Genomic DNA, 16,071 nt, shown 5'->3' with positions numbered 1-16,071 from the left:
TCATTTTTTTGTGCACATCTTCCATTTACCAGTTTTTCTATTCATCGTACACTATTCATACAGAAAGCGGTTTCATAATAACAAGGGTACATATTCAAGGGGGAGAATGAGAAATGGCTGAATTAAAATTAGAGCATATTTATAAAATTTATGATAAAAACGTAACGGCTGTAAAAGATTTTAATCTTCATATTGAAGACAAAGAGTTTATCGTATTTGTTGGGCCATCTGGCTGCGGTAAATCAACAACTCTACGTATGGTAGCAGGTTTAGAAGAAATTTCACAAGGTGATTTCTATATTGATGATAAGCGCGTGAACGACGTTGCTCCAAAAGACCGCGATATTGCGATGGTATTCCAAAACTACGCATTATATCCTCATATGACTGTATATGACAACATGGCGTTTGGATTAAAGCTTCGTAAACTTCCAAAAGATGAAATTGACCGTCGTGTAAAAGATGCTGCGCGCATTCTTGGGTTAGAACAATACCTAGATCGTAAGCCAAAAGCTTTATCAGGAGGTCAGCGTCAGCGTGTAGCATTAGGACGTGCAATCGTTCGTGATGCAAAAGTATTTTTAATGGATGAGCCGCTATCAAACTTAGATGCAAAACTTCGCGTGCAAATGCGCTCTGAAATTGCTAAGTTGCACCAACGCTTAGGTACAACAACAATTTACGTTACGCATGATCAAACGGAAGCAATGACAATGGCTAGTCGCTTAGTTGTTATGAAAGACGGTATTATCCAACAGGTCGGAACGCCTAAAGAGGTATATGAAAAGCCAGAAAACGTATTCGTAGGCGGATTTATTGGTTCACCTGCAATGAACTTCCTAAAAGGAAACTTATCAGATGGTAAAATTACGGTAGGCGATTCTGTTCTGGCAGTTCCAGAAGGAAAAATGAAAGTATTACGTGACCAAGGTTATGTAAATAAAGAAGTTATCCTAGGTATTCGTCCTGAAGATTTCCATGACGAGCCTGTCTTCATTGAAGCTTCAGCTGGCACAAAAGTAACCGTTAATGTTGATGTGTCGGAGCTAATGGGAGCTGAAACAATGGTTTATGCTAAAATTGGCGAACAAGACTTCGTCGCTCGCGTAGACGCTCGTTCTGAAGTAAAAGCCCAGCAAAAGCTTACTTTAGCATTAGACTTAAATAAAGCTCACTTCTTTGACGCGGAAACAGAAAGCCGCATTCGTGCAGAAAAAGAATAAGAATAAAAAAGAGAAGAGGAAAAACTCTTCTCTTTTTTATTCTTTAATGAACTTAATCTCTTCGTGCTGACATCTCTGACAATAGAAAAAATGTGTGCACATATGCTGCACGTAATCATTTGAAATGCCATTTTCAAGCTTTAATTCATCAATTTCCATATACGCGCTGTAATCATCGAAATAGTCGCTAACCTTTCCCATATCGCTTAACTCATAGCCACATACCTTACAATATTCAGATAAAGTGGACAGCCCATTGCAAAGCTCACATATATGCATCATTTCCTTACCCCTTCTTCACTTCGATAAGATATACATAATATGTGCAACTCCATTATTTCTACTCTACTGATTTTCCTTTAATTTACCAATAATTACTAATATTTTCTGATGTATAAACTTTTGAATGCTTTATCATACTACTAGTAACAACAAAGCAAACATCTACTACTGGGCTACGCCTAGGTAGGCAGATAAGTTTCTTGCTAAACTTATCCACGCTGGTTCAATTCCAGCTAGCTCAACCATACTACTATTATTTTATCTAACGAGGAGATGAATAAACATGGCAAACTACCAAAAAGCATCAAACAGCAATTCATCAAACAAGTTAGTAGCACCTGGAGCTCAAGCTGCTATCGATCAAATGAAATTCGAAATCGCAAGTGAATTTGGCGTAAACTTAGGGCCAGACACAACAGCTCGTGCAAACGGATCTGTTGGTGGCGAAATCACTAAGCGCTTAGTACAATTAGCTGAGCAACAATTAGGTGGCGGCAAGTACTAATATTTACACAATTTTATAACATGGCTAGAGCACCTCAACAGCTGTTGAGGTGCTCTTTATTTTCACGACAGTAAGATACCGTCTTTAGTCTGCTACTTCCATTTCGCTTTCGTTGTTTAACATTGACTGAATTTGAACGTTGACTTTACGAATCCGACGATTTTCAACCTCTTTAATTGTAAACGTTACGCCTTCATAACTAAAGAAATCTCCTGCAACAGGAACTCGTTCAAATTGTTCGAAAATCCAGCCGCCAAGCGTATGGTAAGAACTTTCTGGTGCCGGTACCTCAACATACTTTAAGAAATCATCAAGCGGAATTTCTGTATTAAATTCAAATTCTGTTTCACTAATTTGATCAACATAGCGAACAGCTTCATCATGTTCATCCCAAATTTCGCCTACTATTTCTTCTAAAATATCTTCAAGCGTCACTAGACCGGAAGTGCCACCAAATTCATCTACAACGATTGCCATATGTACTTTGTTCTTCTGCAATTCAGGTAGTAAAACAGAAATCTTCATTGATTCGACTACAAACATTGGCTCACGTACTAATTCACGAAGATTTACTTCTTTTTCTTGAACTAAGTATGTTAAAAAATCGCGCTCTGATAAAATCCCAATAATATTGTCAATATTGTCCTCATAAACTGGAATTCGCGAATATCGTTCTTCTAAAAAGATTTCTTTTATTTCATCAATCGGCTGATTGACCTCTATCGCTACCATATCGATTCTTGGTTTAAGAATTTGTCCAACAACAATTTCATTAAACTCTAACGAACGATGAACAAGCTCTTTTTCTTGATTATCAATAACGCCTTCTTCTTCACTTAAATCAACCATTACTTTAATTTCTTCTTCAGTAACCGAAGGGCTATATTCTTTACCTGTAAATAGCTTTGACACACCAGACTTCAGCAAAACAAAGAGATAAGAGATTGGTGTTAGTACTTTGATTAAAAAGTATAAAATACCGGATATCATCAATGTGAAGCTTTCTGCATGCTCTTTTGCTAATGATTTAGGTAATACTTCACCAAAGATTAAAATTAAAATGGTCATAACTACTGTACTGATGACAAGCGCTGAATTACCGCCGAATAAATCAATTGCTACTTTCGCCGAAATAGACGATGCAGCAATATTTACAATGTTGTTTCCAATTAAAATGGTGGATAACGCTTGGTCAAAGTTTTCAGTAATCAACAGCGCTTTTTTGCTTCCTCGTCTTTTTTCATCAGCATAGTTTTTCAGACGTATTTTATTTACGCTCGAAAAAGCTGTCTCAGCAGATGAAAAGAAAGCTGATAATAAGATAAGAACTGCCAACAAAATAATTTGACTCAGGGGTAGGTCTACCAAAGGTCATTCACTCTCCTAAAAAAATAATAAAATTTTATACTACATAATTGCGTTTACCTTTTAGTGCAAAATAGTACAAATATATCATATCAGAAACCTTCTTATTTGAAAATGAATGTCAACTGCTATTACAAACCATTTTTCATTTGGTTATTTCTAGAAACTACTTTATTATATTCTATGAAAAAAAGATTCATGCCCTTCGTATATTTACATAAAGGAGAGATGAGATATGAACATTGCTTTATTAGGCACAACAGACCGCGTTGGCCAACAGCTTCTTGAACTATTATTGGAAAACAATCACAAAGTAAAAGCTTTGGTTCGGAACATACAGCGCCTATCTATTTCACATGCTAACCTCACAGTCATTGAAGGAGACGCTCGTGAAGAAAAAGTGCTGGATTGCTTATTTCACGGGCAAGACGTTGTCATTAGTACACTTGGTACAGACGGAGCTAACGTTATTTCAGAAAGCATGCCTGTTATTGTGAAAGCAATGAATAATCAAGGTATTGAACGAATTATTACTGTCGGCACAGCAGGGATTTTACAAACACGAACGGAACCTTCACTATACAGATTCAGTCTAGTGAATCAAAGCGTAAGCTTACAAGAGCTGCTGAAGATCACCTAAAAGGGTTTCTGACTTTGAAAGAGAGTAACCTTCTTTGGACGATTGTATGCCCTACTTACCTGATGGACATATTACAGAGCGCTACCGCGTTGAAAAAAACGTCCTTCCCTTAGATGAAAAAAAATATCCACAGGTGACACCGCTCATTTTATTTATAAAGAACTGTTAGATCCTCAATTTATCCGTTGCCGAGTGGGTCTGAGTGAATAGTAAACAGCATCTCAAAAGTAGAGATGCTGCTTTTTGCTGTCATGTTGTTTTACGTAAGCTTGCGATAAGCCCAATGGTTTGTAGGTCCATGCCCGCTTCCAATTTGTAACGTGTCCTTAATCGCAGCATGAACAAAATCTGAAGCAAGCTGAACGGATTCTAGAAGAGTTGTCCCTTTAGCTAACTCGGCTGCTATACAAGCAGCAAACGTACAACCTGTTCCATGCGTATGCTTCGTATCTACACGCTTATGAACAATTTCATGAAAGAACTGACCGTCGTACACTAAGTCAACCATCTCCTCTTGTGATTTGTCATGTCCCCCTTTTATCACCACATTTTTCACTCCAAGGCTATGAAGACTTTTGGCTGCTTCTTTGCGCTGTTCCATCGTTGTAATTTCATATCCCGTCATAATTTCTGCTTCAGGAATATTAGGCGTCACGACTTCAGATAATGGTAACAGTACATCATTTAGCGCAGCAATAGCTTCTTGCTGAAGTAGTGATTGTCCCCCTTTTGCAATCATAACCGGATCCACTACTACATTTTTCAGTTCATACTTACGTAGCTTATCCGCAACAATACGAATAATATCAGAGCTAAAAAGCATGCCAGTCTTAATAGCATCCGGACGCAAATCAGTAACAACTGAATCAATTTGCGTGGCAATTGCTTCTTCAGTTAACGGATACACACCTTGAACACCTAAAGTGTTTTGAGCCGTTACTGCTGTGATAGCGGACATTCCAAATACCTTACGCTCTTGAAATGTTTTTAAGTCTGCTTGAATTCCGGCTCCTCCTCCGCTATCAGAGCCAGCGATTGTCAATGCTTTTGCTACACTCATAAAAATCTTCCTTTCGTCATTTACCCGATATAACGGTGATAAAGATTCTTTGCTTCTACGGTATCTTTTGTGCCGTGTACAAAGATTCTTCCATCTTGAAACACAACAAGGCGATAATCATCAATTGCTACGGACAAAAGATACGGATTTCGGTCCACTCGGTACCCTTTACCTTTTAAATGCTGTTCTAACTCCACTATGTTAGGTGCTTTTGTTGCCTTTGCAGGGCGAATTTGTACAGTATCACGTCCGCATAGTACCGCTGTTTTTAACTGGTTTTCAAATTGAAGCGCAGGAAAAACTGGGTGTTGACCACACGATGAACATTCATCCGATTTTAGAGCATGAACATTTATGGTACGGTATTCATTTCTCCAAACGTCAAATGATACTAGCTGTGACCGTAGCGCCTCATGATCTTCTACAAGAATCTTTAGTGCCTCCGTGACTTGATGTGAAACAACCATTTGGACAGCAGGGCTAATAATCCCTACCGTATCGCACGTAACTCCACCTAAAGGTACTGATTCCAGCAAACATGCTAAGCATGGGGTTTCTCCAGGAACAATCGTATAGCTAATTCCATAGCTCCCCACACATGCTCCATAAATCCAGGGAATTCGGTGTTTTTGTGATAAGTCATTTATCACAAGCCGTGTATCAAAGTTATCCGTAGCATCGATTATTAAATCCACGTTTACCAACAGCTGTTCAATAAATTGAGGAGTCCCGTCCGCTACGTGCGCTTCAATATCAACATCTCCGTTAATTTCGACGAGCCTTTCCGAAGCAGCTACTGCTTTTGGAATACGATTAGCTGCATCCCTCTCGCTATAAAGCTGCTGACGCTGCAAATTACTCCACTCCACATAATCTCGGTCAATTATTGTTAACTTTCCAACTCCGGCTCGAACAAGCGCTTCCGCATTTCCTGTCCCTAACGCACCTGCTCCAATTAATAAGACATGCTTTTGTGATAACTTTTTCTGTCCTTCTTTACCTATTGGAGAAAAGAGCTCTTGACGTGAATAGCGCGCTGTCACCCGATGCTCATCCCTTCTGTTGGGCTACTGGCTACCGCATATTCTTTAAATGGAATGCGACCAGCTAAGTAAGCATCACGCCCCGCTTCGATTGCAAGCTTCATCGCGCGAGCCATTTTTACAGGATCTTTTGCACCTGATACAGCCGTGTTTAATAGAACACCATCTGCACCTAACTCCATTGCTTTGGCAGCATCAGAAGCTGTACCGATACCCGCATCTACAATCACAGGCACATTAGATTGCTCAATAATAAACTGCAGGTTCAGCGGGTTAATAATTCCTTGTCCTGATCCAATTGGAGAAGCTCCAGGCATAATAGCATGAACGCCTAATTCCTCGAGTCTTCTAGCAAGTACAACATCATCAGACGTATACGTTAACACTGTAAATCCTTCTTTTAGCAATTCTTCACTTGCTTTTAATGTTTCAATTGGGTCTGGCAATAGCGTTTTATCACAGCCAATTACTTCAACCTTGACCATATCACACAGCCCAGATGCTTTTGCCAACTTTGCAATCCGAACAGCTTCTTCAGCATTTTTGGCTCCAGCTGTATTTGGTAAGAGCGTAAATCTTTTAACATCAAGAGCTTCAAGTAAGTTAGGCTGAGACTGATCAAAAATATCCATTCTTCTCACTGCAAATGTTAAAATTTCTGTTTCTGATTCTTCCACTGCTTGACGCTGCGTTGTGTAATCTGGAAACTTCCCTGTACCTAAAAGCAAACGAGATGCAAATTCATATTTTCCTATTTTCAACATAACTTTCATCCTCCTCCTACAAATGAAACAATCTCTAATAAATCGCCTTCTGATAGCAACGCTTTTTCATGATCTTGCTTTTGTAAAATTTTTTTATTTAACTCGACAATAACCACTTTCTCGTGTAAATCTCTTGATTCCAATAGTTGAGAAACCGTCTGAATTGAGGAATCTATATCAACGCTTTTCCCATTAATTATTAAGTTCAATACGTTCCCTCCATTTCTCTTTGTAAGCGAAAAGCCGTAAAAAAGGAATGTTTTGGATGTTCACCCATCATTTGTTCCGCCATAATTTTCCCTGTAATCGCACTTAGTAAAATACCGTTTCGGTAGTGCCCACAAGCTAAGTAAACATTATCTAGCTCAGGGTGCTGTCCTAAATACGGCCACCCATCTACTGTTTGCGGACGAAGTCCTGCCCATGCTTTTTCAAACGATGCATTTGCAAGTGATGGAACGAGAGAAATCGCTTTGCTAATTAGAAATTCAATAGCTTCTGCAGATACGTGCTTCGTGTAATCATGGGCGCGCTTTGTAGCTCCAATCACTACTCTTCCTCCTGCTTTTGGAACAATATAAAATCCTTCATCTAAAAAAATAGTCTTTTGAATGCTTGGCTGATTCGTCGTGAGAGATATACACTCACCTTTAATAGGAAACAGATGCTTTGGATGAATAGCGGCCACCAGCTCTTTTGTCCAAGCACCTGCACTTACCATCACTTGGTCGCTGTAAAAGTTGCCCGCTGATGTCCGAACGCCAACTACCTTTTTGTTATCGTATATAAAGTGATGGACATGACAGTTCTCATAAATTGCCGCTTGATGGTATAAAGCTCCGTGTGCCAAAGCATGAGTTAGCTTAGCTGGCATCAGCTGTCCATCTTTTGGGATGCTAATCGCCCCGTATGTATCAGGGGTTAAGAGCGGTTCAGCTTCACTTGCTGCGTCAGGAGATAACCACCTAACGTCTGAATCCCACCGTCTGTGGCGCTCCGCTTTGTCTTGTAGCACGTTTGCTTCAGCTTCAGTTGTTGCTACTTTTAACAAGCCTTTTTGAATGAGCTCAACATCAATATTTGTTTTTTCTTTTAATTCAGCTACCAGATTCGGAAAAAGTGCTCTACTTCGAATGGCTAGTTCCAAAAGAGGCCCTTCTTCATCAATTTCAGCTTGTGCTCCTAATATTCCAGCAGCTGCTCCCGATGCTTCACAACCAATCTGATTTTTTTCCAAAATGGCTACCTTATACCCCATTTTAGAAAGCTGATACGCAGTTGAAGCTCCAATAACTCCACCACCAATAACGAGCGCATCATAATGTGCCTCCATATGTATCACTCCACTTTCGTAGTTGTTCACCGTATTCCTTTGCCGCTTGTAACGGGTTTTCATCTTTAAATACACCAGCCATGACAGCGACGCCATGTGCCCCTGTACTCAATACCTCTCTTACATTGCAAGGCATAACTCCCCCGATTGCAATTACCGGTATCTGCACTGAATCAACGACTTGTTTCAGCTGTTCAAGTCCCCGAGGTGTTTGACCCAGTTTTGATTGCGATGGATAGATATGACCATAAATGACATAGTCGACGCCTGATTGTTCAGCTTCCTTTGCTTCTTTAACGCTGTGTACAGATTTACCAACAATCAATTGCTGAAAATGTGCTTTTACTCCTTGAGCACTTAGACTGTGATAAGCCAAATGCACACCTTTGACTTGAGCAGCAAAAGCTACATCTACTCGATCGTTAACAATTAGCTTTGAAGCCGGAACTTCTTTTTTCAGGTCTCCAATAAGCACTTCTAACTCTCGTGCCGTTCGTTCTTTTTCTCGAATATGGATAGCTCCTACATATGGTTCAATGTCTCTGATAATTTTCAAAAGCTGTTCAAGAGGCTGTTTCCCTGTTGACACAGCGTGTAACTTGGGTACCATAGCATCCTCACCTTTATTTCGACATAAACGTAAAAAACCACTCTACAACGTAGAGTGGTTTGGCATGCATTAATTATGTAAACATGGCTCATCCACTTCCCTACGCTGGTACAAACCAGATCAGGTTCAAAGGGTCCGAATTTTTCGTCTCAGCCATAAAGGCTCCCCTAGTGATTTTTTCTAATATTTTCACTTTTCATTTAGAAGTATAACATATTTGTGAGTGATTACAACCTACTGGACCATTTTTCTCATGTATTGAGCTAATAATCTTCGAGCTCTTTTTCTTTTTCCCTATGCTCTTCCCACAGAAATGAGCTCAGTAAGATGGCAAATGTTAAAATATAAAATCCGTAGAATAACAAAGCAGCTATACTGTTGACCATTAAAAAGATAAAACTAATGACTTGTCCCGCAATTGTTACAATCAATAAAATATATTTCCATACTTCACGTTTTCTCATTAAACTTATCTCCACTTTTCAAATCCTAATTTCAATGCTCTTCTCTCTATTATAACAAGTTTCGAGTATGAGTAAGGAATATCTGATCAAAATAAAACAATTGTCCCAAAAACGATAAGAGAAGAGCGTCACGTTTGTTAAAGTATCATCGGCTATCTACAATGTTTCGTCGAGCACAAGAGATTGCGGCCACAAACTATGAATTTTTACTACTTTATACGGAAGCAGCTCTCTTATATTGGATTATGTGTACCATTCTTTCCATTGTTCAAGGACGCATTGAAGCAAAGCTTGACCGTTATGTCTCAAGATAGATAACCGTATTAAAAAAGGAGTTTATTAGCGTGATTAACATTACGAACCTTCATAAATCATTTGATGATTTACACGTATTGCGAGGAATTGATTTAAACATAGAGCAAGGTAAAGTAGTGGTTCTAATTGGTCCTTCAGGTTCCGGAAAAACAACGTTTCTTCGCTGTTTAAACTTACTGGAACTTCCTACTAATGGTAAAATCATCATCGATAACCAAGAGGTCAGCTTTGAGAAAAATTTACCGAAGCAAAAGATAACGTCTTTTCGCAGCTTAACGGGAATGGTTTTTCAAAGCTACAATTTGTTTCCTCACAAAACAGCGCTTGAAAATGTCATGGAAGGACCTGTTATTGTAAAAGGTGTTCCAAAACAAAAGGCAAAAGAGCGCGCTGTTTCCCTACTACAAAAAGTTGGTCTAGGAGACAAAGTGAACTTTTATCCATTTCAATTATCAGGAGGACAACAGCAGCGTGTGGGTATCGCGCGTGCAATGGCTATGGATCCTAAAGTCATGCTATTTGATGAGCCTACATCTGCTTTAGACCCTGAGCTTGTAGGTGATGTGCTAAAAGCTATGAAAGATTTAGCAAAAGAAGGTATGACCATGGTCGTGGTTACACATGAAATGCGCTTTGCTCGCGAAGTGGCAGATGAAGTAATCTTTATGGACCAAGGCGTTATTATGGAGCGTGGAACACCAGAAGAGATCTTCCAAAAACCTAAAGAAGAGCGAACTCGTCGCTTTTTAAATATGATTCAGTAAAAGGCTGCTTAACCGCAGTCTTTTTCATTATCTGCATTACATTATACTTTTGACTTTTTGTCTTTTATAATAAACATAAGATTTATGATATGAAAGGAGACAAGAGGACATGCAAAATTTTAAAGCTCTTGTATTAACAAAAGAAGAAGAACAGGTTCATTCTCATATCAAAACGCTCACACTTGATGATTTACCACAAGGTGATGTCCTCATTAAAGTTCACTATTCAGGTATCAATTATAAGGATAGCCTAGCTAGCATTCCCAATGGAAATATCGTCAAAGCGTATCCATTTGTACCAGGAATTGATTTAGCAGGTACGGTTGTTACTTCGGATAACCCTCGCTTTAAAAGCGGTGATGAAGTGATTGCAACCAGCTATGAAATTGGAGTGTCTCATTACGGTGGCTATAGTGAATACGCTCGTATTCCTGCCGACTGGATTGTTCCTCTTCCCGATGGATTAACCTTAAAAGAAGCTATGATAATTGGAACAGCTGGTTTTACGGCTGCTTTATCTGTAAAGAAGCTAATTGATTCGGGCTTGAAACCACAAGATGGTCCTGTCCTAGTCACTGGCGCTACAGGTGGTGTGGGAAGCTTTGCGGTTTCTATTTTATCAACGCTGGGCTATGAGGTTGCTGCGAGCTCTGGAAAATCTTCTAGTGCCACCTATTTAACCAATCTTGGGGCTACCACTCTTTTAACTAGAGAAGATGTTTACAACGGAAAGGTCAAAGCACTCGCCAAAGGAAAGTGGGCTGCTGCAGTCGATAGCGTAGGCGGTGAAACGCTCGCAAGCGTGCTATCACAACTTCAATACGGTGGGTCTGTTGCAGCTAGTGGCTTAACGGCTGGAACAGCTGTCCCAACTACAGTTTTCCCATTCATTTTACGTGGTGTGAACTTACTCGGTATTGATTCTGTCTATTGCCCAATGTCCCTTCGAAACGAGACATGGAAGCTGCTAGCAACAACTTTTAAGCCATATCAGCTTGAAGACTTCATTCAAAAAGAAATCTCTCTTAATGATGTACCGAACCATCTTCCAACACTGCTTGAAGGACAGGCTCAAGGTCGTATCCTCATTAAACTCTAAACACGCTAAAAGGAGAAGCGAATGCTTCTCCTTTCATTATAAGTGCTTTCGATGCACCGTTTTCCCGTCGTACGTAAATGCAATTGGCTTTTCTTCCATTACGGTTTCTAGATGCACTGGTCTCCCCCACAATTGATACAAGTATGGCACAACTTTTTCTAGATATTTAACATCTAGTTCAATTCCTTCATACCAATGTTTTAAGTATAACTCTCCATTTTTTAAGTAATCACCATTCGTGACTGTAATATATGGAAAACCACCATTTACGCGCATGTTAACAAGCTGATCTCGCACTTCTGTCCAGTCTTTATCCACAATTTTATAATCTTTCCCCTGTTTTTGAAATAAGTACATATCCTCTCTCATGACAAGGTCTTTTGTTAGGTAGTTTCGAATGAATGAAATATCAGATTCAACTTCCCTGACTTCAAACATTTTCTCTCGCCCTGAGCCTTTTTGAATACCACGTCGTTGCATTTCAGCAGTAGGATTATCATAACGTTCTTCAATATCCTCAAAGATCTTCAAGCCTAAATAATAAGGGTTGATGCTTGTTCTGGACGGTTGGACAACACCTGCATTTAGCTTTGCAAACTCAATGGCCTCATCGCTTGTTAAGTCCATCTCACGAATGATTCGCTGATGCCAATAGGATGCCCAGCCTTCGTTCATAATTTTTGTTTCAAGCTGTGGCCAAAAATACAGCATCTCTTCTCTCATCATCGTTAAAATATCGCGCTGCCATTCTTCTAAATATGGGCTGTATTGTTCGATAAACAAAAGAATATCCTTCTCAGGTTGAGGTGGAAATTTCTTAAACATTTCTACTTGACGGCTCTTCTTTTTCCCGCGTGAATCCAGGTTCCATAAATCATCGTATGGTGATGACACCTCTTCCTGTTCTTCTTCTACATCATCCATGCTCCATGACAGCTTTGCTCTCATTAAGGATGGGTCAATATGCTCTTGAACCGATAGAATGGCATCTAAGAACTTCTCCACTTCTCGCTTTCCATATTGTACTTCATATTCTTTAATACGATCTGCAGTTGCAGCCATGCTTTCAACCATATCTCGCTTCGAGTTTGCAAAACGGCTGTTGTTTTTAAAGAAATCACAATGAGCTAAAACGTGGGCTACAATAAGCTTGTTTTGAATCAGTGCATTTGAGTTAAGTAAGAATGCATAGCAAGGATCTGAGTTAATAACCAGTTCATAAATTTTGCTTAAACCAAGGTCATAGTGGAGCTTCATTTTATAAAACTGCTTTCCAAAGCTCCAGTGAGAAAATCTTGTAGGCATGCCATATGCACCGAATGTATAAATAATATCAGCTGGACAAATTTCATATCTCATTGGATAAAAATCTAAACCAAAACCTGTTGCAATTTCAGTAATTTCGTCAATCGCTCGATGTAGTTGTTTATAGTCCGCTTCCTTCACTACAACTCCCCCTTTATATCCCTTAATTCAATCTATGTCCTAATGACACAAATCATGTGTTTTGAATCAGGTTCTTTATAAGAAATTAGGAAGGTAGTGTTTTACTTTTAGAAAAAATAATCGATTCTAATTTCATTTTGGCCCCCTAACCTTTATTTATACATTGGTCTTTTGACCAACATTTACAGGGGAACAAATTTCGTAAATGTCATACACTAATTTCAACTCCTCAAAAGGAGGACTGTTAATGGACACAATTGATTATGACCGTGCTTTATATTACACGAATCGATCACAATGGGATAACTTGTTAATTTTAATGGTTCGTACTGAAGATGATTTTCTTTCAAAGAAAATCGAACATTTTTTACACGCCTACAACTTTGAACGAAACTATCGAGTAATTCAAGAAGAACTGTATTCGTTATTGCGTTATATTGACCATGCCTCAGAGCTTTCAGAGCACAACCTGAATGATTTTATGGCAGTGGATCCCTTAACGTAACATTACCTATAGATAAAAGAAGAGGCTTTCCTCTTCTTTCTTTTTTGTGAACCTGAATAAAAAATAAGTTGACATAAATAATCATTTACACGTACAATTTGAGTATCATTGACTATCTTACATATGAAGGAGAAGATTACTTTGAGTGGAAAACTTCGTTTTCGTACACTTGATTTAACATTAGCAGGGATGTTCGCAGCTCTCATGGCTATTGGTGCAAATATTACATCTTGGGCACCATTCTTACAGGTAGCTGGCGTTCCACTGTCTATGCAGCCATTTTTCGTAATACTAGCAGGGATTTTATTAGGAAGTCGCTTAGGGGCTATTTCCATGATTGTATACTTCCTTGTGGGGCTTGCAGGAGCACCTGTATTTGCTCAGTTTAAATCAGGAGCTAGTGTTTTATTTGGCAGTACGGGCGGCTTTTTATTATCATATATCGTTGCTGCCTATGTGGTGGGGAAAATTATTGAATGGAAAGGGAAACCTCACCTTTCAGTATTTATAAGCGCTTCGCTTGCAGGTATTGCCATTATCTATATCATTGGAACAACGTATATGTACATGGCCGTTAACTATTGGTTAGAAGCTCCAGCAATGAGCTACGCAACAGCTTGGAAAGTTATGCTTTGGTTTGGTGTAAAAGACATTATCTTTACGATTATAGCGGCGTTAATTGCGCCTCGAATTTATAAAGCTTTAACAGCTTCTCCTTATTACAAAGGAATTCATTCAAATAAAGCTGTATAGAAAAGGCTGAGCAAATAAGCTCAGCCTTTTTTTAAGCGTTCACGCGATTAATAACTTCTTCTACTTGATTCATAACGGCTTTTTGAACCTCAGCTAACTGGTTAGCGCTCGCTTGCTCATCCTTGGTTACGACACCAAAATAAAACTTAACTTTTGGTTCTGTACCAGATGGACGTAAGCAGAACCATGAACCATCTTCTAGTACATATTTAAGTACGTTTGATTTTGGAAGCTCAATATCTTCTACTTTTCCACTTTCAACAAACTGACGAGTTCCTAGCGTATAGTCTTCAAGAACAGATACTTTAAGACCTGCAATCTCTTTTGGTGGCTCATTTCTAAACGTCGCAAGAATATGTTGAATTTGTTCAGATCCTTCTTTTCCTTTTAACGTTAATGACTTTAATCCTTCTTGATAGAAACCGTATGTTTCAAAAATTTGATGAAGTGCTTCGTAAAGCGTCATACCTTGCTTTTTGTAATACGCGCATACTTCAACTGCTAACACAGCAGCTTGCACCGCATCTTTATCACGTGCAAAGCTACCAATTAAATAACCATAGCTTTCTTCATAACCAAATTGGAATTCGTATTCCCCTGTTTGCTCGTATTGCTTGATTTTTTCTCCAATAAACTTGAACCCTGTTAGCGTGTCGACAACATGTAAGCCAAACGAACGAGCAATCTCAGCTCCTATTTCTGATGTTACGATTGTTTTTAATACAACACCGTTTTCAGGAAGCACACCTTGTTCTTTTTTCTGAGAAAGCAAGTAGTGAAGTAAAATTGCTCCCGTTTGGTTTCCTGTCAGCAATGCATATTCACCGCTTGAATCCTTCACAGCAATTCCTAATCGATCGGCATCTGGATCTGTAGCAATCAATAAATCTGCATCGATTTCTTTTCCTTTGTTCACAGCATATTCAAACGCTGCTTTCTCTTCAGGATTCGGTGATTTTACTGTTGAGAAATTAGGATCTGGTAACTCTTGTTCTGCAATAACAGTTACGTTCGTATAACCGATTGTTTCTAACGCTTTTCGAACCGGTTTATTAGCCGTACCGTGAAGTGGTGTAAAGACCACTTTTAATTCTGGACCTATCTCTTGTGCTAAGCTAGGATTTAATAAGATGGTTTTGAGCTTCTCATTATACGCTTCATCTATGGAAGCACCAACCATTTCAATCAAACCAGCTGACTTTAACTCTCGCTCTTCTTTTACTGACAGCTCAAGTTCGTTTTCAACAGCATTTACGTATCCTACAAGCTCATCTGCTTCTTTTGGAGGCAGCTGACCACCATCTGGACCATATACTTTATAACCGTTGTACTCAGGGGGATTATGACTCGCTGTAATAACAATCCCACCAAAAGCACCTAATTGACGAACTGCAAAAGATAGCTCCGGCGTTGGGCGAAGCTCATCAAATACGTATGTTTTAATCCCTTCAGTTGCAAGCGTTTTAGCAGCTTCCATCGCAAATTCTGGCGATTTATGTCTTGAATCGTAAGCGATAACAACTCCTTGCGTTTTCGCTTCTTCACCTGCAGCAGCAATGTAGTCTGCAAATCCTTTTGATGCTTTACGAATTGTATACAGGTTCATACGGTTAGTACCTGGACCAATTTCGCCACGCATTCCACCTGTACCAAACTCTAAGTTTTTATAGAAACAATCTTCCAGCTGTTTCTCATCCGCTTTAATGTTTGCTAACGCTTCCTTTAACTCTTCATCTAAATGTACATTTTCAATCCAAGATGTGTATACTTGCTTCCAGTTCATGAAAAAAGCCTCCTCATCAATACCTTTATGTATGAAAAGAGAAAAACGACAAATGTCGCCTTTCCCTTTAAAATGACATGTCATACCTTGTCAATATTGTAACGCAATATGATAAAA

Annotated in this window: 18 protein-coding genes, 1 tRNA gene, 1 pseudogene and 1 riboswitch; of the genes and pseudogenes, 9 read left to right on the top strand and 11 right to left on the bottom strand. The window is 39.1% G+C overall.

Annotated elements, in window-relative coordinates:
* Positions 1-113 precede the first annotated feature (113 nt).
* A complete protein-coding gene (locus tag AS180_RS06375) occupies positions 114-1,223 on the top strand; it encodes an ABC transporter ATP-binding protein (protein WP_025907809.1) in 1,110 nt (369 codons plus the stop codon).
* Positions 1,224-1,259: 36 nt separating this feature from the next.
* Here AS180_RS06375 and AS180_RS06370 read toward each other — a convergent pair whose 3' ends face one another.
* Positions 1,260-1,502, bottom strand: coding sequence for a hypothetical protein (locus tag AS180_RS06370; RefSeq protein WP_025907810.1), 243 nt, complete (start codon positions 1,500-1,502; stop codon positions 1,260-1,262).
* Between the two features lie 172 nt (positions 1,503-1,674).
* Here AS180_RS06370 and AS180_RS22340 point away from each other — a divergent pair.
* Both AS180_RS22340 and AS180_RS06365 read left to right on the top strand, forming a co-directional pair.
* Positions 1,675-1,750: transfer RNA gene (locus tag AS180_RS22340), tRNA-OTHER, on the top strand.
* Positions 1,751-1,788: 38 nt separating this feature from the next.
* On the top strand, positions 1,789-2,010 hold the full coding sequence (locus AS180_RS06365; protein WP_025907811.1) for an alpha/beta-type small acid-soluble spore protein: 222 nt from the start codon (positions 1,789-1,791) through the stop codon (positions 2,008-2,010).
* Between the two features lie 84 nt (positions 2,011-2,094).
* On the opposite strand, the gene AS180_RS06360 is transcribed toward AS180_RS06365, so the two are convergent.
* Positions 2,095-3,378 (bottom strand): hemolysin family protein, encoded by a 1,284-nt coding sequence (locus AS180_RS06360; protein ID WP_025907812.1) that lies wholly within the window; start codon positions 3,376-3,378, stop codon positions 2,095-2,097.
* A 232-nt stretch (positions 3,379-3,610) separates the two neighbouring features.
* Between AS180_RS06360 and AS180_RS06355 the strand changes: the two genes are divergently transcribed.
* Positions 3,611-4,015 carry an NAD(P)-dependent oxidoreductase gene (locus AS180_RS06355; protein ID WP_374699986.1) on the top strand — a complete coding sequence of 135 codons (405 nt, stop codon included), beginning with the start codon at positions 3,611-3,613 and terminating at the stop codon, positions 4,013-4,015.
* A gap of 259 nt (positions 4,016-4,274) precedes the next feature.
* Here the strand turns inward: AS180_RS06355 and thiD are convergent, their stop codons facing one another.
* From thiD to AS180_RS06320, 7 genes are all read right to left on the bottom strand, one after another.
* Positions 4,275-5,075: a bifunctional hydroxymethylpyrimidine kinase/phosphomethylpyrimidine kinase gene (gene thiD, locus AS180_RS06350; RefSeq protein ID WP_062686559.1), complete on the bottom strand. Its 801-nt coding sequence runs from the start codon at positions 5,073-5,075 to the stop codon at positions 4,275-4,277.
* Between the two features lie 20 nt (positions 5,076-5,095).
* On the bottom strand, positions 5,096-6,118 hold the full coding sequence (locus tag AS180_RS06345; RefSeq protein WP_062686558.1) for a thiazole biosynthesis adenylyltransferase ThiF: 1,023 nt from the start codon (positions 6,116-6,118) through the stop codon (positions 5,096-5,098).
* Complete coding sequence (locus AS180_RS06340) at positions 6,115-6,882, bottom strand: thiazole synthase (RefSeq protein ID WP_025907816.1); 768 nt, start codon at positions 6,880-6,882, stop codon at positions 6,115-6,117. The genes AS180_RS06345 and AS180_RS06340 overlap by 4 nt, the downstream gene beginning before the upstream one ends.
* A 5-nt stretch (positions 6,883-6,887) precedes the next feature.
* Positions 6,888-7,091 carry a sulfur carrier protein ThiS gene (thiS, locus tag AS180_RS06335; RefSeq protein ID WP_025907817.1) on the bottom strand — a complete coding sequence of 68 codons (204 nt, stop codon included), beginning with the start codon at positions 7,089-7,091 and terminating at the stop codon, positions 6,888-6,890.
* A complete protein-coding gene (gene thiO, locus AS180_RS06330) occupies positions 7,088-8,215 on the bottom strand; it encodes a glycine oxidase ThiO (RefSeq protein WP_025907818.1) in 1,128 nt (375 codons plus the stop codon). The genes thiS and thiO overlap by 4 nt, the downstream gene beginning before the upstream one ends.
* Positions 8,199-8,825: a thiazole tautomerase TenI gene (gene tenI, locus AS180_RS06325; protein ID WP_025907819.1), complete on the bottom strand. Its 627-nt coding sequence runs from the start codon at positions 8,823-8,825 to the stop codon at positions 8,199-8,201. The genes thiO and tenI overlap by 17 nt, the downstream gene beginning before the upstream one ends.
* Positions 8,826-8,905: 80 nt before the next feature.
* Positions 8,906-9,004: riboswitch (TPP riboswitch) on the bottom strand.
* Between the two features lie 84 nt (positions 9,005-9,088).
* Complete coding sequence (locus AS180_RS06320) at positions 9,089-9,289, bottom strand: hypothetical protein (protein WP_035319942.1); 201 nt, start codon at positions 9,287-9,289, stop codon at positions 9,089-9,091.
* A gap of 152 nt (positions 9,290-9,441) precedes the next feature.
* Between AS180_RS06320 and AS180_RS06315 the strand changes: the two are divergent.
* From AS180_RS06315 to AS180_RS06305, 3 genes and pseudogenes are all read left to right on the top strand, one after another.
* A pseudogene (locus tag AS180_RS06315) lies at positions 9,442-9,603 on the top strand (cysteine ABC transporter permease); the annotation flags it as partial.
* 30 nt (positions 9,604-9,633) lie between these two features.
* Complete coding sequence (locus tag AS180_RS06310) at positions 9,634-10,368, top strand: amino acid ABC transporter ATP-binding protein (RefSeq protein WP_025907822.1); 735 nt, start codon at positions 9,634-9,636, stop codon at positions 10,366-10,368.
* A 109-nt stretch (positions 10,369-10,477) separates the two neighbouring features.
* Positions 10,478-11,467 (top strand): acrylyl-CoA reductase family protein, encoded by a 990-nt coding sequence (locus AS180_RS06305; RefSeq protein WP_025907823.1) that lies wholly within the window; start codon positions 10,478-10,480, stop codon positions 11,465-11,467.
* 36 nt (positions 11,468-11,503) lie between these two features.
* On the opposite strand, the gene AS180_RS06300 is transcribed toward AS180_RS06305, so the two are convergent.
* Positions 11,504-12,913, bottom strand: a complete 1,410-nt coding sequence (locus tag AS180_RS06300; protein ID WP_025907824.1) for a SpoVR family protein — start codon at positions 12,911-12,913, stop codon at positions 11,504-11,506.
* Positions 12,914-13,160: 247 nt separating this feature from the next.
* Here AS180_RS06300 and AS180_RS06295 point away from each other — a divergent pair, with 247 nt between their 5' ends.
* Positions 13,161-13,418, top strand: a complete 258-nt coding sequence (locus tag AS180_RS06295) for a YhdB family protein (protein ID WP_025907825.1) — start codon at positions 13,161-13,163, stop codon at positions 13,416-13,418.
* A gap of 189 nt (positions 13,419-13,607) precedes the next feature.
* Positions 13,608-14,171: a biotin transporter BioY gene (locus tag AS180_RS06290; protein WP_224840310.1), complete on the top strand. Its 564-nt coding sequence runs from the start codon at positions 13,608-13,610 to the stop codon at positions 14,169-14,171.
* Between the two features lie 31 nt (positions 14,172-14,202).
* On the opposite strand, the gene AS180_RS06285 is transcribed toward AS180_RS06290, so the two are convergent.
* Positions 14,203-15,954, bottom strand: a complete 1,752-nt coding sequence (locus AS180_RS06285) for a phospho-sugar mutase (RefSeq protein ID WP_061784701.1) — start codon at positions 15,952-15,954, stop codon at positions 14,203-14,205.
* Positions 15,955-16,071: the final 117 nt, after the last annotated feature.

Origin of the sequence: Priestia veravalensis (genome assembly GCF_001457055.1) — a bacterium.
GTDB classification, from domain to species: domain Bacteria; phylum Bacillota; class Bacilli; order Bacillales; family Bacillaceae_H; genus Priestia; species Priestia flexa.
This window is presented reverse-complemented; position numbering and strand designations above follow the sequence as displayed.